At 72.7% G+C, this 16935-nt stretch carries 19 protein-coding genes and 1 riboswitch; of the genes, 7 read left to right on the forward strand and 12 right to left on the reverse strand.

What is annotated here, in order from left to right; genetic code table 11:
- Positions 1 to 49: 49 nt before the first annotated feature.
- Together DRB89_RS09130 and DRB89_RS09135 are read left to right on the forward strand one after the other, a co-directional pair.
- Positions 50 to 511 carry a zinc ribbon domain-containing protein gene (locus DRB89_RS09130; RefSeq protein ID WP_112451665.1) on the forward strand — a complete coding sequence of 154 codons (462 nt, stop codon included), beginning with the start codon at positions 50 to 52 and terminating at the stop codon, positions 509 to 511.
- Positions 508 to 1707: a lipid-transfer protein gene (locus tag DRB89_RS09135; RefSeq protein ID WP_275432036.1), complete on the forward strand. Its 1200-nt coding sequence runs from the start codon at positions 508 to 510 to the stop codon at positions 1705 to 1707. Before DRB89_RS09130 ends, DRB89_RS09135 begins: the two co-directional genes overlap by 4 nt.
- A gap of 331 nt (positions 1708 to 2038) precedes the next feature.
- On the opposite strand, the gene DRB89_RS09140 is transcribed toward DRB89_RS09135, so the two are convergent.
- Genes DRB89_RS09140 through DRB89_RS42760 form a run of 4 tightly spaced genes read right to left on the reverse strand, consistent with a single transcriptional unit; the run spans position 2039 to position 3767 of the window.
- On the reverse strand, positions 2039 to 2662 hold the full coding sequence (locus DRB89_RS09140; RefSeq protein WP_112451666.1) for an ATP/GTP-binding protein: 624 nt from the start codon (positions 2660 to 2662) through the stop codon (positions 2039 to 2041).
- Complete coding sequence (locus DRB89_RS09145; protein ID WP_239516063.1) at positions 2643 to 3101, reverse strand: DUF742 domain-containing protein; 459 nt, start codon at positions 3099 to 3101, stop codon at positions 2643 to 2645. Before DRB89_RS09145 ends, DRB89_RS09140 begins: the two co-directional genes overlap by 20 nt.
- 10 nt (positions 3102 to 3111) lie before the next feature.
- Complete coding sequence (locus tag DRB89_RS09150) at positions 3112 to 3549, reverse strand: roadblock/LC7 domain-containing protein (RefSeq protein WP_112451667.1); 438 nt, start codon at positions 3547 to 3549, stop codon at positions 3112 to 3114.
- Complete coding sequence (locus tag DRB89_RS42760) at positions 3546 to 3767, reverse strand: hypothetical protein (RefSeq protein ID WP_162688514.1); 222 nt, start codon at positions 3765 to 3767, stop codon at positions 3546 to 3548. The genes DRB89_RS09150 and DRB89_RS42760 overlap by 4 nt, the downstream gene beginning before the upstream one ends.
- A gap of 29 nt (positions 3768 to 3796) precedes the next feature.
- Between DRB89_RS42760 and DRB89_RS44355 the strand changes: the two genes are divergently transcribed.
- Together DRB89_RS44355 and DRB89_RS09160 are read left to right on the forward strand one after the other, a co-directional pair.
- Positions 3797 to 4213, forward strand: a complete 417-nt coding sequence (locus tag DRB89_RS44355) for a hypothetical protein (protein ID WP_239516064.1) — start codon at positions 3797 to 3799, stop codon at positions 4211 to 4213.
- 549 nt (positions 4214 to 4762) lie between these two features.
- Positions 4763 to 5080, forward strand: a complete 318-nt coding sequence (locus tag DRB89_RS09160) for a hypothetical protein (RefSeq protein WP_112449445.1) — start codon at positions 4763 to 4765, stop codon at positions 5078 to 5080.
- A 779-nt stretch (positions 5081 to 5859) separates the two neighbouring features.
- On the opposite strand, the gene DRB89_RS09165 is transcribed toward DRB89_RS09160, so the two are convergent.
- The 8 genes from DRB89_RS09165 to gcvT all read right to left on the reverse strand — a co-directional run bounded on the left by DRB89_RS09165 (position 5860) and on the right by gcvT (position 13895).
- Complete coding sequence (locus tag DRB89_RS09165) at positions 5860 to 6375, reverse strand: hypothetical protein (RefSeq protein WP_112449443.1); 516 nt, start codon at positions 6373 to 6375, stop codon at positions 5860 to 5862.
- An 80-nt stretch (positions 6376 to 6455) separates the two neighbouring features.
- A complete protein-coding gene (locus DRB89_RS42765) occupies positions 6456 to 6635 on the reverse strand; it encodes a hypothetical protein (protein WP_162688515.1) in 180 nt (59 codons plus the stop codon).
- A gap of 360 nt (positions 6636 to 6995) precedes the next feature.
- Positions 6996 to 7310 (reverse strand): hypothetical protein, encoded by a 315-nt coding sequence (locus tag DRB89_RS09170; RefSeq protein WP_112452147.1) that lies wholly within the window; start codon positions 7308 to 7310, stop codon positions 6996 to 6998.
- A 328-nt stretch (positions 7311 to 7638) separates the two neighbouring features.
- Positions 7639 to 9021, reverse strand: a complete 1383-nt coding sequence (locus DRB89_RS09175; RefSeq protein WP_112452146.1) for an L-serine ammonia-lyase — start codon at positions 9019 to 9021, stop codon at positions 7639 to 7641.
- 134 nt (positions 9022 to 9155) lie between these two features.
- Positions 9156 to 10817, reverse strand: a complete 1662-nt coding sequence (locus DRB89_RS09180) for an APC family permease (RefSeq protein WP_112452145.1) — start codon at positions 10815 to 10817, stop codon at positions 9156 to 9158.
- Positions 10818 to 10998: 181 nt separating this feature from the next.
- On the reverse strand, positions 10999 to 12255 hold the full coding sequence (glyA, locus tag DRB89_RS09185) for a serine hydroxymethyltransferase (RefSeq protein ID WP_112452144.1): 1257 nt from the start codon (positions 12253 to 12255) through the stop codon (positions 10999 to 11001).
- A gap of 16 nt (positions 12256 to 12271) precedes the next feature.
- The gene (gene gcvH, locus DRB89_RS09190) at positions 12272 to 12652 is read right to left on the reverse strand and encodes a glycine cleavage system protein GcvH (protein ID WP_112452143.1); all 381 of its coding nucleotides are present in this window, start codon (positions 12650 to 12652) and stop codon (positions 12272 to 12274) included.
- Between the two features lie 127 nt (positions 12653 to 12779).
- Complete coding sequence (gene gcvT / locus DRB89_RS09195) at positions 12780 to 13895, reverse strand: glycine cleavage system aminomethyltransferase GcvT (RefSeq protein WP_112452142.1); 1116 nt, start codon at positions 13893 to 13895, stop codon at positions 12780 to 12782.
- 184 nt (positions 13896 to 14079) lie between these two features.
- A riboswitch (glycine riboswitch) is annotated at positions 14080 to 14183 on the reverse strand.
- 227 nt (positions 14184 to 14410) lie between these two features.
- Between gcvT and DRB89_RS09200 the strand changes: the two genes are divergently transcribed.
- The 3 genes from DRB89_RS09200 to DRB89_RS09210 all read left to right on the forward strand — a co-directional run bounded on the left by DRB89_RS09200 (position 14411) and on the right by DRB89_RS09210 (position 16831).
- The gene (locus DRB89_RS09200; RefSeq protein ID WP_112452141.1) at positions 14411 to 15028 is read left to right on the forward strand and encodes an AAA family ATPase; all 618 of its coding nucleotides are present in this window, start codon (positions 14411 to 14413) and stop codon (positions 15026 to 15028) included.
- 284 nt (positions 15029 to 15312) lie between these two features.
- The gene (locus tag DRB89_RS09205; RefSeq protein WP_112452119.1) at positions 15313 to 16023 is read left to right on the forward strand and encodes an enhanced serine sensitivity protein SseB; all 711 of its coding nucleotides are present in this window, start codon (positions 15313 to 15315) and stop codon (positions 16021 to 16023) included.
- A gap of 67 nt (positions 16024 to 16090) precedes the next feature.
- On the forward strand, positions 16091 to 16831 hold the full coding sequence (locus DRB89_RS09210; RefSeq protein ID WP_112452118.1) for an enhanced serine sensitivity protein SseB C-terminal domain-containing protein: 741 nt from the start codon (positions 16091 to 16093) through the stop codon (positions 16829 to 16831).
- Positions 16832 to 16935 lie beyond the last annotated feature (104 nt).

Below are 16935 nucleotides of genomic sequence, written 5' to 3' on the forward strand. Positions count from 1 at the left end.
CCGTGACAGACTTCTGACGGTTCGTCAGATTCTGCTTTCGGGAGGGGTCTTGGAACGCACACGCACACCCGTCGTGGACGGGTGGTTCACCGAGGACGACGCGGACGGCGGCGGCTTCCGCCTGCTCGGCAGCCGGTGCTCCGCCTGCGCCGCCGTGTTCTTCCCGCGCGAGGACGCGTACTGCCGCAATCCGCGCTGCCCGGGCGGCGGGGAACTGGTCGAGGCGCCGCTGTCCCCGCGCGGCCGGATCTGGTCCTACACCGACGGGCGGTACCGGCCGCCGGCCCCCTACGTGTCCGACCCGGACGCGCCCTGGACCCCGTACACCCTGGTCGCGGTCGAGCTGGAGGCCGAGGGGATGGTCGTGCTGGGCCAGACGGTGCCCGGGGTGGGCGTCGGCGATCTGGCGGTGGGAATGGAGGTGGAGGTGGTGGCCGGCGTACTGAACGAGGACGCCGCCGGCACCACCTGGACGACCTGGCACTTCCGGCCCGTGGGGGTGGACGCGTGAGCGGCTCCTCCGCGGACGTGGCCGTCCTCGGGGCGGGCATGCACCCGTGGGGCAAGTGGGGCCGCAGCTTCGTCGAGTACGGGCGGGCCGCCGCCCGGGCCGCGCTCGCCGACGCGGGGCTCCAGTGGACGGACGTGCAGTCCATCGTCGGGGCCGACACCGTGCGGTCGGGCTACCCGGGCTACGTGGCCGGCGCCACCTTCGCCCAGGCGCTCGGCTGGCAGGGGGCCCGCGTGACCAGCGTCTACGCGGCCTGCGCGTCCGGCGCCCAGGCCATCGGGGCGGCCCGGGCGCAGATCCTGGCCGGGCTGGCCGACGTCGTGCTGGTGGTGGGGGCGGACGCCGCCCCCAAGGGGTTCTTCGCCCCCGCCGGCGGGGACCGGCCGGACGACCCGGACTGGCTGCGCTTCCGGGTCCTCGGGGCCACGAACCCGGCGTACTTCGCGCTGTACGCGCGGCGCCGCATGGCCGTGTACGGGGACACCGGCGAGGACTTCGCGCAGGTCAAGGTGAAGAACGCGGCGGCCGGGCTGCTGAACCCGAACGCCCGCTACCGCAAGGCCGTCACGGCCGAGGAGGTCGCGGCCTCGGCGATCGTGGCCGATCCGCTGCGGCTCCTCGACATCTGCGCCACCTCGGACGGGGGCGCCGCGCTCGTGCTGAGCAGCATGGACTTCGCGCGCTCGCGGGGGATCGCGGACCCGGTGCGGATCCGGGCCGTGTCCACGGTCACGCCCACGTATCCCCGTACGGTCCTGGACCTGCCGGACATCGCCACCGACTCGGTGACCGCGGTGGCGCCGACCCCCGGCTCCTTCCGGTCCTCGATCGCGCGGGCCGCCTACGAGGAGGCGGGGCTGGGGCCGGAGGACCTCTCGCTCGCCGAGGTGTACGACCTGTCCACCGCGCTGGAACTGGAGTGGTACGAGGACATCGGCCTGTGCGGGGAGGGCGAGGGCGCCAAGCTCGTGCGGGAGGGCGCCACCGCGCTCGGCGGCCGGATCCCGGTCAACACCAGCGGCGGGCTGGCCTCCTTCGGGGAGGCCGTGCCGGCGCAGGCCATCGCGCAGGTGTGCGAGCTGACGTGGCAGCTGCGGGGAACGGCCGGGGACCGGCAGGTGTCGGGCGCGCGGGCCGGGATCACCGCGAACCAGGGGCTGTTCGGCCACGGGTCCGCGGTCGTCGCGGTCCGGTAGCCCGGGGCGTGCGGGCCCGCGTGCGGACCCGCGTGCGGACCCGCGTGCGGACCCGTACGCGGGCCGTGCCGGACGGGCGGACCCGCTGAACAGCCGCTGTTGTCCGAACGCTTGACGGCCCTTGGCGGCGGGTTCACACTCGCTCCACAGTCCCGCTCCGCGACCGGGACCCCGGAACCCCCCATGAGAGCTGCGGCCCGTACCCCAGTCGGCGGGGGTACGGGCCGCCTCCATGTGGCGGGACCGGAAGCGGGACCGGAAGCGGGACCGGCGGGACCGGCGGGACCGGCAGCTGTCGGCCGGCCCCGGCGGACCCGGGCCGGCCGTCGGCCTACGCGCCCGCCGTCAGGGTCCGCCGGGCCCGGGACAGGTTCATCGCGTGCTCCACGACCCCCACAAGGACGTCCTTGACCAGCTCGCGGTCCCGCGCGTCGCACAGCAGCACCGGTACCTCGGGGGCGAGGTCGAGGGCCTCGCGGACCGAGGCCACCGGGTGCCGGTCGGCGCCGTCGAAGCAGTTCACCGCGACCACGAAGGGGATCTCGCGCCGTTCGAAGTAGTCGATGGCGGCGAAGCAGTCGGCGAGCCGGCGCGTGTCGGCGAGGACCACCGCGCCGAGCGAGCCCTGGGCCAGCTCGTCCCACAGGAACCAGAACCGGTCCTGTCCGGGCGTACCGAAGAGGTACAGCACCAGGTCCTCGCGCAGCGTGATGCGCCCGAAGTCCATGGCCACGGTGGTGGTGCTCTTGCCCTCCACTCCCCCCGTGTCGTCGATGCCGCGGCCCGGCTCGGAGAGCCGTTCCTCCGTCCGGAGCGGCCTGATCTCGCTCACCGCACTGACCAGGGTGGTCTTGCCCACCCCGAAACCGCCCGCGACCAGGATCTTGAGGGTCAGCGGCTCGACCGGCGACACGGCATGCATCGCGCCGGTGCGGCTAGAGCGCCCGAAGGCCATCGATCACCTCACGCAGTATGGATTCGTCTGGCAGTTCGGCCGGAGGTACCGGCCGGGTCACGTGGACCAGTTCGTCGGCGGCGAGGTCGCCGATCAGGACGCGTACGACGCCGAGGGCGAGGTCGAGGTCCGCCGCGAGTTCCGCGACGGACTGCGGGCGTTCCCGGCACAGCCCGAGGATGTGGGCGTGTTCCGGGGACAGCGTCGCGTCCCAGACCGGGTCGTCGGCCGCGGACTCCGCGACCACGAGCGCGATGAGGTCGAGCCGGTGCTGGCCCGCGTGGCTGGTCCGGCCGCGGGTCATCGCGTACGGGCGTACGACGGGGCCCGCGTCGTCGTCGAACCACTGGTCGCCGGCCGCGGCGGGGGCCTCCTCCGAGGTCCCGCCGGCGGCCGCGCCGGGGGTGCGGGCGGGATGGTCCTGGCCTGGTTCGCTCATGCCGTCCGACTCACCCTCCGGCGGGCAGCCCGGTGCGCGGGGCGGTCGCAAGGTGGTCACCCACGCGCTTGACCATGAGGGTCATCTCGTACGCCACCTGGCCCACATCGGAGTCGGCGTCGGCCAGGACGGCCAGGCAACTGCCGTCGCCGGCCGCCATGACGAAGAGGAACGCCTCGTCCAGCTCGACCACGGTCTGGCGGACCTTGCCCGAGTCGAAGTGGCGGCCGACGCCCTTGGCCAGGCTGTGGAAGCCGGAGGCCACGGCCGCCAGGTGCTCGCTGTCCTCCCGGGTGAGGTCCTTGGAGCTGCCGGTGGGCAGGCCGTCGCCGGAGAGGACCACGGCCTTGCGGATGCTGGCGACCCGGTCGACGAGCTCGTCGAGGAGCCAGTTGAGCGAGCCGGAGCCGCGGCCCCAGGTGTCGTTTCCGGACTGCGGTGCGGTCATCGACCGTCCCCTTCGTTCTCGTATCCGGGGCCGTCGGCGGCAGGGGTGCCGGCCTCGGACCCGGACTGCGGTGGTGCGTGGTGGTGCGGTGCGTCGAGCTGTGGGTCGTGCCGTGCCTGTTGTGCCTGCTGGCGGGCGTGCTGGTCTCGGCCCGCGGTCCAGCCGCGCTGGAGTGCGGACATGCGGCGCCGTACGTCGTCCGCGTCGCGGTCCTCCACCGGGTCGGCGGCGGGCGCCGCGGCCGGGGGTGCAGGGCGGGGGAGTCGGCCGGGACCGCCGCCTGCAGGGCGGTCAGGGCCCCGCCCGGATCCAGGCCGGCCTGCTCCGCCAGCCGCCGCCGGGCCGCGGCGTACGCGGCCAGGGCCTCGCCGCGCCGCCCCGACCGGTGGAGCGCCAGCATGTGCAGCTCCACCAGCCGCTCCCGCAAGGGGTGTTCGGCCGACAGTCCGGCGAGCTCCGCGCACACCCGCGCGTGCCGGCCGAGCGCGAGGTCCGCGGCCAGCGCGTGCTCCACGCAGTCGAGCCGTTCCTCGGCCAGCCGGGCCGACGCGGCTTCGAAGACCCGGCCCCGGAGTCCGGCCAGGGCCACCGGGCCCCGCCAGGCCCCGAGTGCCCGGCCGAGCAGCCGGCGGGTCTCGCCCGGGTCCCGGCAGGCCTCCGCTGAGCGGCGCAGGCGCGCGAAGTCCCGGACGTCGACCTCCACCCGGTCCGGTGCGCCCGCCGGGTCCGCCGGGTCCTCCGCCGCGTCCGTCGCGTCGGCCGCGAGGGCGAACCCCGCCTCCGTGCGCGCCACCGGGACCCCGGCGCGCCGCAACACCCCCGCCACGTTCTGCAGTTGCTCCCGCGCCGTGGCCGGCGGGTCGTCCCACACCGCCGCCGCCAGCCCGGCGGCCGGGACCACCCGCCCCGCGTCCAGCGCCAGCGCCGCCAGCACCCGCCGGCCGCGCGGTCCGCCGGTGGTCAGGGGGCGGCCGTCCAGGGTGATGCGGACCGGGCCCAGCAGTGAGAGGACGAGGGCCATCGCGCACTCCTGACGCTGTGTCGCGGACGGATGGCCGACGGATGGGCGGCCGGTGGGCCGCGATCGTAGCGTCTGGCCACCCGGCCGGAGCAGGGGTGCCGCACATTCCGCTCCGGCCCGGGAGCGCCGGGGCGCACCCCCACCTCCCCGCGCCCCGGCGCCCCTGCCCACCGCTCCGAGAGGACATGCCCGATGCGTTCCCGCACGCGCACCGCCGCGCTGCTGACCGCCGCCGTGCTCGGCCTGGCCGGTCTCAGCGTCCCCCAGGCCACGGCCCGGGCTTCCGCGGCCTCCCCGCCCTCCGGCCCGGCCGTCGCCGTGGCGATGGGCGACAGCTTCATCTCCGGCGAGGCCGGCCGCTGGCTCGGCAACACCGACCGCTACGACGGCAGCCGCAACGGCACCGACCGGGCCTGGACCGGCGGGTCGAAGTACGACCCGGCCAAGGTCTACGGGGCCTCCGGGGCGGTCGGCGGCTGCCACCGCTCAGGGGGCCCCTCCCAGCGGTAGCTGGGGGAGTCTCGGAGATCGCGGTCGCCCCGCTGCCCGGCATCGACCAGCGGATCAACCTCGCCTGTTCCGGCGCCGAGACCGTCAACGTGCTCAGCGCCGCCAAGGGCGGGCAGCCGTACAACGGAGAGGCCCCGCAGACCGACCAGCTCGCCGCGCTCGCGAGGACGAAGCGGGTCAAGGTCATCGCGCCGTCCATCGGCGGGAACGACCTCGGGTTCGGCCAGATCATCGGAGACTGCGCGTACGACTGGTACTTCAGGAGGCTGTGCTGGAAGAAGCAGGCGCCGGTCGTCGAGGGCAAGCTGCCCGGGGTGAAGGCCAAGGTCGCGGCGGTCGTGGACGACATCCGCGCCGCCATGCGCGGCGCGGGGTACGCGGACGGCGACTACCGCCTCGTCCTGCAGTCCTATCCGTCTCCGCTCCCGGGCGGGGAGTCCTTCCGGCTGTCGCAGAACGACTCGGACCGGATGTTCAAGGACGGCTGCCCCTTCAACGACCGCGACGCGACCTGGGCGGCGTACACGCTGGTCCCGCAGATCGGCAACATGGTCAAGTCGGTGGCCGTGGGCAAGGGCACCGACTTCATGGACCTGAGGGACGCGCTGGCCGGGCACGAGGTGTGCGCGCTGGGCACCGCGCAGGTGGACCAGGGCGGGCCGGACCCGCGTGAGCACGAGTGGTTCCGCTTCCTGGACTACACGAACACGCCCTCGCCCGCCGGGCGGTCACGGGGCGGGGCCCGGCGGGTGCGACGCCGCCGGGCCCCGCCGCCGTGCTCAGCACACGTTCGGGTGCGCGATGTCGAGCACGAACCGCTCGGGGCCGTGCAGCGTGAACGAGGTGAAGGCGGGCTTGGTGTCGAAGGCGGCGCCGAGGGTGACCCGGCCCTCGAAGTCGCCGGTCAGGGCGACGCCCTTCAGCTTGGGCAGGTAGACCTTGAGGAGCTTGGGTCCGCGGTAGACGTTCCGGCCCGCGTCGTCGTGCCCGGCGGCGGGCTCCAGGCGGATCTCCAGGAAGTACCGCCCGGCCAGCGGCACGGGCTTGCCGGACCCGTCGTAGACCAGCCGCGGGACGGGGGCGACGGTGACCGCCGGGACGTGTCCCCGCAGGTCGACGACCAGCCGGTCGTACGTGCAGTGCCCGCCCCAGCGGGCATTGATGACGAGCGGGGTGGAGGAGACGGTTGAGGTGGTGGTGGAGGCGGCGGAGGCCGGCGCTGCGAAGGCGAGGGTGGTGGCGAGGAGTGCGCCCGTACCCAGTGCGGCGGCCTGCCGACGGCGTGGACGGTTCATGACGTCCCCCTGATTCTCGAGAGACGGGGACTGGTGTCACCACCTGAGACGCTCCGCGCGCGCGTGCGGTTGCACCGGGCTCAGCCGGGCAGCAGGGCGCTCAGTTCGGCGTCGAGGTCGTAGTGCCGCTGCTCCTGGCCGCGGGGCACCATCCCGGTCATCCGCCGGCACAGCTCCCGTACGTCCTTCGCGCGGGCGGACACCACGCAGGACTGCTCGCCGTTGCTGGGGCCCCGCCGACGCATGCGTGGCACGCCCACTCGGGCAAGCTAGTGCTGTGACCGGAAAGGTTCACCGGGTCGCGGCGCCCGGCACGGCACCTCGCCGCGTTGTCGGACCACACCGGTACGTCCAGTACGAGGCGTGGTCCTCCGCCTTGCGATGCACCGCACCGGACACCGCGACCCGGCAAACCTTTCCGGTCACAGCACTAGCCCACCCCCGGGCCGCCGCCGCCGTCCAAAGGTCCCGTCCCGCCGGGCCCCTCGGCCCGACCTCCGGCGAGGGGCCGGGCCCGCAACGGGCCGAGCCCGCCCTCCGCGGGGAGGGCGGGCTCGGCGGGAGCACTGCGGCCGCGGCCCCGGACCTGACCGCGGGGGCGGCCGGACCGGGGCGCCGGACTACGGCAGGGGGTTGTAGATGAAGGACTCGTGCGCGTTGGACTGGCCGATCGCGGTGAAGCCGGAGCCGTTGGACTGCGCGCCGTTGTTCTGGTTGGACGCGCCGAAGCCGGAGGCGACCTGCTGGGCGGTGGAGGAGTTTCCGAGGTTGCTGCCTCCGACCCCGCTGCCCAGGATGCCGGCGAGGGCCGCGTTCGACGCGGTCCCGGCCGCACCGGCCCCGTTGTCGGCCTGGGCCACGCCCGAGAGGAGCGCGAAGGCGAGGGGGAGCGATGCGACAGCCGCCATCACACGGATGCTGCGGGTGCTTGCCATGTTTCTAGTCCTCCAGTTAAGCAAAAAGGCTGTGGTCCAAGGCGGTTGGCCGAACCGCCGGGTGCGGACGCGACGTCGTGCCCCCACCCTGCCGCAGGTGATCATCAAGAAACCAGCCCAGACCGCCTGGTTCCCTCTCAAGCGTGATCAACTTGTCGCCAAACCTCATATCCCACCCAATTTCGAACTCAGTTACTGGCGTAACCCACCCATGCGGCGGAGGGCGACGGCGACGGCAACGCGGACGGCCCGGGGACCCGATGCCGAGCATCGGGTCCCCGGGCCGTCCGGGGTCACGCGGAGGGGCGAAGGCGCCGGGAGGGCCTCGTCAGCACTCGATGACGTTGACCGCGAGGCCGCCGCGGGCGGTCTCCTTGTACTTGACCTTCATGTCCGCGCCGGTCTCCTTCATGGTCTTGATGACCTTGTCGAGGGACACCTTGTGCGAGCCGTCGCCGCGCATCGCCATCTTGGCCGCGGTGACGGCCTTGACCGCCGCCATGCCGTTGCGCTCGATGCAGGGGATCTGGACGAGCCCGCCGACCGGGTCGCAGGTCAGGCCGAGGTTGTGCTCCATGCCGATCTCGGCCGCGTTCTCGACCTGCTCCGGGGTGCCGCCCAGGACCTCGGCCAGCGCGCCGGCCGCCATCGAGCAGGCCGAGCCGACCTCGCCCTGGCAGCCGACCTCGGCGCCGGAGATCGACGCGTTCTCCTTGAAGAGCATGCCGATCGCGCCCGCGGCGAGGAGGAAGCGGACCACGCCGTCCTCGTCCGCGCCCGGCACGAAGTTCATGTAGTAGTGCAGGACCGCCGGCAGGACGCCCGCGGCGCCGTTCGTCGGGGCGGTGACGACGCGGCCGCCGGCCGCGTTCTCCTCGTTGACCGCCATCGCGTAGATCGTCGCCCACTCGCTGCGGTGCATCATCGGGTCGCCCTCGGTGCGCAGCTGGCGCGCCGTGGAGGCGGCCCGGCGCTTGACCCGCAGACCGCCGGGGAGGATGCCCTCGCGGGACATGCCGCGCGAGACGCAGGACTGCATGACGCGCCAGATCTCCAGCAGGCCCTCGCGGATCTCGTCCTCGGTGCGCCAGGCCTTCTCGTTCTCCAGCATCATCGAGGAGATCGACAGGCCGGTCTCGTTCGCGAGGCGGAGCATCTCGTCGCCGCTGCGGAAGGGGTACTTCAGCGGGGTGTCGTCGAGCTTGATCCGGTCCTCGCCGACCGCGTCCTCGTCCACGACGAAGCCGCCGCCGACCGAGTAGTACGTCTTCTCCAGCAGCGGGGTGCCCGCCTCGTCGTACGCGAAGAGCGTCATGCCGTTCGCGTGGTACGGGAGCGAGCGCCGGCGGTGCAGGATCAGCTGGTTCGGCTCGTCGAAGGGGATCTCGTGGCCATCGCCTATCTCGGTGCCCAGCAGGCGCAGGCGGCCGGTGGTGCGGATGCGCTCGACCTCGGCGTCGGCGGTCTCCACGTTCACGGTGCGGGGGGAGTGGCCCTCCAGGCCCAGCAGGACCGCCTTGGGGGTGCCGTGGCCGTGGCCGGTGGCGCCCAGCGAGCCGAAGAGCTCGGCCCGGACCGCGGCCGTCTGGGCGAGGACGCCGTCCTTCTTGAGCCGGGTCACGAACATGCGCGCGGCGCGCATCGGTCCGACGGTGTGGGAGGAAGAGGGACCGATGCCGATCGAGAAGAGATCGAAGACGGAGATGGCCACGGTTGCGGACTCCTATGTCTGCTCGTGGGTGGGAAGCGGGGCAGGAGGGGTGGATCTGCGGATTTTGTCCGGCAGACGAGCTTAACGCGGTGAGGTGAACAGCTCGGCTGCCGGACGGGTCGGGAAGGCGGGGATCAGGCGTGGGTCAGTTCGCGCTCCGGTGCGCCGGCCGCCGCGGACGCCTCGACGGCGCCGTCGCCGTCGCCGTCCAGGATCGGGTCCGGGCCCGGCAGGCCCGCGTGGTGGGCCTTGACGCCGGAGCGTACGGCCCAGAAGTAGAAGCCCAGGGCCGAGACGGCCACGATGGCGATGTCCAGGCCGCCCGGGATGAGCCCGTTGCCGCCGAATTCCTTGCTGCCGAGCGCGGAGAGCGTGCCCAGCCACAGCAGGAAGGCGATCATCCACCAGGCCGGGGCGAACTGCTTGAGCAGGCTCTTCTCGCCCTTGCGCTTGAGCACGACGGCCGCGATCGGGGCGGCGACCAGGGTGAGCAGGACGACCTTGCCGGTGTCCGGCCACTTCGACCAGTACAGGGCGCAGGCGGCGAAGGCGAAGGTGATCGGGCAGAGGATCTTGGCGGCCGGGAGGCGGAAGGGGCGCGGCAGCTCGGGCTTGGTCTTGCGGAAGACGCCGACCGCGATCGGGCCGATCAGGTACGAGACCACCATCGCGGCGGAGACGACGCTGGCCAGGGCCTCCCAGCTGTGGCCGACGGTGACCAGGAGCAGGATCGAGAAGCCGAGGTTCAGCCACATCGCGGGACGGGCGGTGCCGTACTTGGGGTGGACCTCGCGGATCTTCTTCGGGAAGAAGCCGGTCTCCGCGAGGTTCTGCGCCATGTACGAGGCCGAGGCGACGTTGCCGATGTTGGCGCCGGAGGGCGAGATGAAGGCACCGAACTGGAGCATCGTGACGACCCAGTGCAGCATCAGCATCTTGGCCAGGTCGGCGAACGGCGAGGAGAAGTTGATGCCGCTCCAGCCGCCGGCCTCGGCCAGCTTCTCCGGCGGGACACCGCCGATGAAGGCGATCTGCAGGGCCAGGTAGATGACCAGGCCGAGGGAGAGCGCGCCGACCAGGGCCAGCGGAATGGCGCGGCCGGGGTTCTTCGCGGCGCCGCCGAGGTTGACGACGGCCTGGAAGCCGTTGAAGGCGAAGACCACGCCGGAGGTGGTGACGGCGGTCATGACCGCGGGCCAGCCGTTGGGTGCGAAGCCGCCGTGGTCGGTGAAGTTCCCCGTGTGGAAGCCGGAGGCGATCAGGGCGATCACGGCGAGCACCGGGATGGCGAACTTGACCAGGGTGAGCAGGTTGTTCGCCTTGGCGAGCAGCGCGACCGACCAATAGCAGGCCAGCCACAGCGCGACGGTGAGGAACAGCGCCATCGCCATGCCGGAGGTCGTCAGGCCGCCGTTCTCGACCAGCCCCTTGGCCCAGCCGAAGTTCCAGGAGGACATGTACTGCGTACCGGCGATGGACTCGATCGGGATCAGCGCGGCGATGGCGATCCAGACCGCCCAGCCGGTCATGAAGCCCAGCACGGGCCCGTGCGAGATGGTGCCGAAGCGGGCCATCGAGCCGGGCAGCGGGTAGGCGGCGCCCACCTCCGCGTAGGACATGGCGATCATGCCGATGAAGACGGCGCCGATGATCCAGGCGACGATGGCCGCCGGCCCCGCGACCGCGGCGGCCTGGCCGGCCCCGAAGAGCCACCCCGAGCCGAAGATCGAGCCGAGACCGATCATGATCAGCGCGAAGAGACTGAGTCCCTTCCTGTTGGCTGCGCTCATGTCCATGAGGTGTGCTGTCCGTCCTGCCGGGGAGACCGTCGGGTCCGGTCACTCCTTTATCTGCAGCCTATTTGCCATGAAATTAAACAAATCAGTGGCGATCGGCAGGTTCCACCAGGCCATTGGTCATGAGGGGGGCCCGGCGCCTGTGGACAGACAGGCGGGCGCCGGGCCCCTCTCGGTGACGTCAGAGCGTCGGGTACAGCGGGAACTTCGCGGCGAGCGCCGAGACGCGCGCCTTCAGGTCGTCCGCGTCGTAGGCGGGCTTCAGCGCCTGCGCGATGATCTCGGCGACCTCGGTGAAGGCCTCGGCGTCGAAACCGCGGGTGGCCAGGGCCGGCGTGCCGATCCGCAGACCCGAGGTGACCATCGGCGGCCGCGGGTCGTTCGGGATGGCGTTGCGGTTGACCGTGATGCCGACCTCGTGGAGGCGGTCCTCGGCCTGCTGGCCGTCCAGCTCGGAGTTGCGCAGGTCGACCAGGACCAGGTGCACGTCGGTGCCGCCGGTGAGGACGTCCACGCCCACGGCCTTGACGTCGTCCTGGACCAGGCGGGCGGCGAGGATCTTCGCGCCCTCGAGGGTGCGCTCCTGGCGCTCCTTGAACTCGGGCGAGGCCGCGACCAGGAAGGAGACCGCCTTGGCCGCGATCACGTGCTCCAGCGGGCCGCCCTGCTGACCCGGGAAGACCGCGGAGTTGATCTTCTTGGCCAGCTCCTGCGTCGACAGGATGACACCGCCGCGCGGACCGCCGAGGGTCTTGTGCGTGGTGGTGGTCACGACGTGGGCGTGCGGCACCGGGTTCGGGTGCAGACCCGCGGCGACCAGGCCGGCGAAGTGTGCCATGTCGACCATCAGGTACGCGCCGACCTCGTCCGCGATGCGGCGGAAGGCGGCGAAGTCCAGCTGGCGCGGGTAGGCGGACCAGCCCGCGACGATCAGCTGCGGCTTGGACTCCTTGGCGAGGCGCTCGACCTCGGCCATGTCGACCTCGCCGGTCTCGTCGACGTGGTACGGGACCACGTTGTAGAGCTTGCCGGAGAAGTTGATCTTCATGCCGTGGGTCAGGTGACCGCCGTGGGCCAGGTTCAGGCCCATGATCGTGTCGCCCGGCTTGATCAGCGCGAACATCGCGGCCGCGTTGGCCTGCGCGCCCGAGTGGGGCTGCACGTTCGCGGCCTCGGCGCCGAACAGCGCCTTGATGCGGTCGATCGCGATCTGCTCGACGACGTCGACGTGCTCGCAGCCGCCGTAGTAGCGGCGGCCCGGGTAGCCCTCCGCGTACTTGTTGGTCAGGACCGAGCCCTGGGCCTCCATGACGGCGACCGGGGCGAAGTTCTCCGACGCGATCATTTCCAGGGTCGACTGCTGGCGCACGAGTTCCGCGTCGACGGCGGCGGCGACGGCCGGGTCGAGCTCGTGGAGCGGGGTGTTCAGTACGGACATCTTCGATCCCCTGGGGTCAGTTGCCGGAGGTGAGCTTGGCGTACTCGTCGACGGAGAGCAGGTCGTCCTGCTCGCCCGTGACGCGCACCTTGAAGAGCCAGCCACCTTCGAACGGGGCGGAGTTCACCAGGGACGGGTCGTCCACGACGTCCTGGTTGAACTCGACGACCTCGCCGGTGACGGGGGAGTACAGGTCGCTGACCGACTTGGTCGACTCCAGCTCGCCGCAGGTCTCGCCCGCGGTCACCGTGTCACCGACCTCGGGGAGCTGGGCGTAGACGACGTCACCGAGCGCGTTGGCCGCGAACTCCGTGATGCCGACCGTCGAGACGCCGTCCTCGGCGACCGACAGCCACTCGTGCTCCTTGCTGTAACGCAGCTGCTGGGGGTTGCTCATGACCTGATTCTCCTGGATGCGGGGGAGTGGATACGAACGGTGGTCTCGCGTACCGAGACGGGGCGCGGGGGAGTGGCCGTGCGGGAGGTCCGGGCGGACCGGGGGCCTCCGTGCACAGCGGAAAGGATTACTTCTGCCGCTTGTAGAACGGCAGAGCCACGACCTCGTACGCCTCATGCGTACCGCGAATGTCCACGCCGACGCCGGAGGTGCCGGGCGCGGCGTGCGCCGCGTCGACATAGGCCATCGCGATCGGCTTGCCCAGCGTCGGGGACGGGGCGCCCGAGGTGACCTCGCCGACGACCTGGCCGTCGAAGGTCACGGAGAAGCCGGCGCGCGGGACGCGGCGGCCCTCGGCGATCAGGCCGACGAGCTTGCGCGGCGGGTTGGTGGCGGCGCGCTCGGCGGCGGCCTCGAGGGCGGCGCGGCCCACGAAGTCGCCCTCCTTCTCGAACTTCACGACCCGGCCCAGACCCGCGTCGAACGGGGTGAGGGCGGTGGTGAGCTCGTGCCCGTACAGCGGCATGCCCGCTTCCAGGCGCAGCGTGTCGCGGCAGGACAGGCCGGCCGGGACCAGGCCGACGCCCTCGCCCGCCTTGGTCAGCGCCTGCCACAGCTCCACGGCGTGCTCGGGGGCGACGAACAGCTCGAAGCCGTCCTCACCGGTGTAGCCCGTACGTGCGATCAGCGCGGGCACCCCGGCGACCGTGCCGGGCAGACCGGCGTAGTACTTCAGCCCGTCCAGGTCGGCGTCGGTGAGGGAGGCGAGGATGCCCGGGGACTCCGGACCCTGCACCGCGAGCAGTGCGTACGCCTCGCGGTCGTCGCGGACCTCGGCGTCGAAGCCGGCGGCGCGCTCGGTGATCGCGTCGAGGACGACCTGGGCGTTGGAGGCGTTCGCGACGACCATGAACTCGTCCTCGCCCAGGCGGTAGACGATCAGGTCGTCCAGGATCCCGCCGTCCTCCTGGCAGATGTGCGTGTACCGGGCGCGGCCGACGCCGACGGTGGAGATGTTGCCGACCAGGGCGTGGTCCAGAACCTTGACGGCCTCGGGGCCGGTCAGGGTGATCTCGCCCATGTGGGACAGGTCGAACAGGCCGGCCTTGGTGCGCACGGCGTTGTGCTCGTCGCGCTCGCTGCCGTACCGCAGGGGCATGTCCCAGCCCGCGAAGTCGGTCATGGTCGCACCGAGGGAACGGTGCAGCGCATCGAGGGCGGTCAGGCGGGGGGCAGTGCTCATGGGTGTGGCTCCCGGGTCCCAGGGCATGACATGACGAGGAGGAGTTCCTCCCCATCTGTCATCGGAACCTGAGAGGTTCGCCGAGAGTTCCCCGCTTCCAGGGGAAGGTCTTCGACTTGCACCTTGGGTGGAGCCGTCGCCGACACCCTCACGGGCGGTGGCGCGGCTCGCTTTTCAGATCTGCCTCATCCACGCGGTACGGGGCCTGAGAGATTCAAGGGAGGTACTTGCTCCTTCGGCGCCCGGGCACCGCCTCGCGGCGTGCCGGGACTCTCCCGCGCGGATTCAAGCGGCCGGTATGCAGTTGGTGTCCAGATGGCGCACATCATTGCACGCCGTGCGGCCGAATGGGGGAGGGGGTCCCGAAGCGGAGCGGAACCGGAGGTCCCGGATTACCGTCTCTTTACACTCAGGGGGAAGGGTCCCGGTGACCCGATGCGGGGGAGGCGATCACTGTGCGGAGATTCGGAGTACTGACGACGACGAGCACGGCCGCGGGGGCGGCCGCGGGGGCCGTGTCCGCGGTGCCGTCGCAGCGCGGCGCCACGAGGGCGCCGGCGCAGGCGGCGGCGCCCGTGCGCGACGTGCGCGGGGCCGCGAGTCCGGGGCGGCTGTACTTCGCCGAGGGGGACATCGTGGTGGTGTCCGGACTGCCCGGCGGCGGCAAGAGCACCCTGATCAAGCGGGCCGCGGAGGGCGGCGGCATCGACTCCCAGGACGCGCGCGAGCGCTGGGAGCGCCGGATGCCGGCCGCCCTGCCGTACGCCGTGTACCGCCCGGCGGTCCGGATCGCGCACTACTGGGGGCTGTGGCGGGTGCTGCGCTCCGGGGCCTCGGCCGTCGTCCACGACTGCGGTACGCAGAGCTGGGTCCGGGCCCTGCTCGCCCGGGCCGCCCGGCGGCGCGGCCGCGCACTGCACCTGGTGCTGCTCGACACCACCCCCGAGGAGGCCCGGGCCGGGCAGGCGGCGCGGGGCCGGGGGGTGTCGGCGTACGCCTTCGCCCGGCACCGCGGCGCGGTGGCCCGGCTGCTGCGCGAGGCCGAGGCGGGCCGGCCGCCGGCCGGCTGCGCGTCGGTGACCCTGCTGGACCGGCCGGCGGCCTCACGGCTGACGGTGATCGGCTTCCGCTAGTGCTGTGACCGGAAGGGTTCACCGGGGCGCGGCGCCCGGCACGGCACCTCGCCGCGTTGTCGGACCACACCGGTACGTCCAGTACGAGGCGTGGTCCTCCGTCCGGGGGCCCCTCCCGGCGGTAGCTGGGGGAGATGCACCGCACCGGACACCGCGACCCGGCAAACCCTTCCGGCCACAGCACTAGGCGTCTCTGCCGGACCCCGGCCCGGGGGAGCGGGCGGGCGGGCCGCGGGGGCCCGTTAACCTCTGGGCGAGACGAGGGCGAGCTAGCGGAGGCGTACATGTGGCCGGGTAACGAGCTGGAACAGGTGCTCGGGGCGGCACTGGGGCAGGCGGACGCCGGCGGGCGGATCCTCGAGGTGCTCGGGCGCAGCCCGCTGTGGATCCCGCTGCCGGGCGGGGTGAACAGCCTGAGCCTGCCCACGATGGAGATCGACGGCGCGGCCTACGTGCCCGTCTACAGCTCCGAGGAGCAGTTCCGCGCCTGCGCCGGCCCCGCCATGGACTTCGCCGTCGCGCCCGCCGTGGACTTCGCCCGCGGCCTGCCCCCGCAGCTCGGCATCGCGGTCAACCCCGAGGGGGCCGTCGGGGTCCCGCTGCCGCCGCCCGCCGTCGCCGAGCTCTGCCGGGCGGGCCGCAGCCCGCTCGACGGGCCCGCCACCGGGGGCCGGGTCCGGCTCTACGAGCCGGACTGGCAGGAGGATCCCGTCGACTTCCTGACCGCCGCCGGGGAGGAGTTCCGTGCCACCGGAGTCGTCGCGGCGGCCTACCGGTGCCTCGCAAGCGTCGAGGCCGGGGCGCCGGAGCTGTACGTCGGTGTCCAGCTGCTGGGATGGGAGCCCGACATGCGGAACGCCCCGATGGAGGCCCTGGGCCGGGCGCTGGCCCGCGTACCGGCGCCCTGGCCTGTGCAGTTGATCCTCCTCGACGCCGCCGAGGACCCGGTCGTCGACTTCATCCTTACGCGCGTACGCCCCTTCTACCTGCCGTAGGCACGCTTAAGCTGGTGACGGACACGTGTGGGCGACGGGCGGACGAAGAGACGAAGAGGGGTACCGGGTGAGTGCGTCAGGCACGGCCGCGGTCGGGCAGGTCGAGCACATGCTGCGCCAGGTGACTCCCGGGCGCTACGAGAGCTACGAGGCGCTCCTGCACGCCCTGGCCGAGGGGCGGCTGTGGATGCTGCTGTGGCAGGGGCGGTCCGGTTCCCCGGACGCGCAGTACGGCGGCATGGAGGTCGAGAGCCTCGGTTACGCGCCCTGCGTGACCTCCCCGCAGGAGCTGGCCGCCAGCGGCTGGAACCGGGGGTACGAGGTGGTCACGGGCCGGGACATCGCCCGTGCCCTCTACCCCGACCGCTGGGGGCTGTGGCTCAACCCCCACGCCCAGGGCGGCGGTGTCGGCATTCCCTGGGCCGACCTGCGCCGGATCTCCACCGGCCTGGACCGGATGCCGGCGGGCCCCCTGCGACTGTCCGAGCCCGCCATCGAGCTCCCGCAGTTCTACGGGCTGCTCACGCAGCACGCGCACCGCACGCCCGCCGTGCGCTCGCTGCGCCGCGCCTGGGTGCAGCCCGCGCTGGGCTCCCCGTACCTCGCCGTCGGGCTCGACCTGTACGAGGCCTCGGCGCACGCGCTGGAATCCGTGCGGGAGATGATGCGCCAGTCGGTCGGCGCGGTGCCCGAGGGAGTGCCGGTCTGCACGGTCGCGCTCGCCGACGAGCACGACCCGGTGGCGATGTGGCTGCGCGCGCAAACCCGTCCCTTCTATGACCGCGAGGGCCAGGCGCCCGCCTACTGAGACATCGTGGCCAAGCCACCCGAGGCCGCACGGAACAGTCGTTCCGTGCGGCCTTTGCGTTGTCCTGATTTCGACGCTGATGTACGCCCAATAGGCATGCTAGT

The sequence above is a fragment of the Streptomyces sp. ICC4 genome (assembly GCF_003287915.1).
GTDB classification, from domain to species: Bacteria; Actinomycetota; Actinomycetes; order Streptomycetales; family Streptomycetaceae; genus Streptomyces; species Streptomyces tritrimontium.

Coding starts and splice junctions, on each gene's coding strand:
- DRB89_RS09165 (WP_112449443.1), bottom strand. CDS start 6,375: ATGAACCGTCCACGCCGTCGGCAGGCCGCCGCACTGGGTACGGGCGCA.
- DRB89_RS09145 (WP_239516063.1), bottom strand. CDS start 3,101: ATGAGCGAACCAGGCCAGGACCATCCCGCCCGCACCCCCGGCGCGGCC.
- glyA (WP_112452144.1), bottom strand. CDS start 12,255: ATGTCCGTACTGAACACCCCGCTCCACGAGCTCGACCCGGCCGTCGCC.
- DRB89_RS09150 (WP_112451667.1), bottom strand. CDS start 3,549: ATGACCGCACCGCAGTCCGGAAACGACACCTGGGGCCGCGGCTCCGGC.
- DRB89_RS09170 (WP_112452147.1), bottom strand. CDS start 7,310: ATGGCAAGCACCCGCAGCATCCGTGTGATGGCGGCTGTCGCATCGCTC.
- DRB89_RS09180 (WP_112452145.1), bottom strand. CDS start 10,817: ATGGACATGAGCGCAGCCAACAGGAAGGGACTCAGTCTCTTCGCGCTG.
- DRB89_RS09205 (WP_112452119.1), top strand. CDS start 15,313: ATGTGGCCGGGTAACGAGCTGGAACAGGTGCTCGGGGCGGCACTGGGG.
- DRB89_RS09140 (WP_112451666.1), bottom strand. CDS start 2,662: ATGGCCTTCGGGCGCTCTAGCCGCACCGGCGCGATGCATGCCGTGTCG.
- DRB89_RS09160 (WP_112449445.1), top strand. CDS start 4,763: ATGCGTTCCCGCACGCGCACCGCCGCGCTGCTGACCGCCGCCGTGCTC.
- gcvH (WP_112452143.1), bottom strand. CDS start 12,652: ATGAGCAACCCCCAGCAGCTGCGTTACAGCAAGGAGCACGAGTGGCTG.
- gcvT (WP_112452142.1), bottom strand. CDS start 13,895: ATGAGCACTGCCCCCCGCCTGACCGCCCTCGATGCGCTGCACCGTTCC.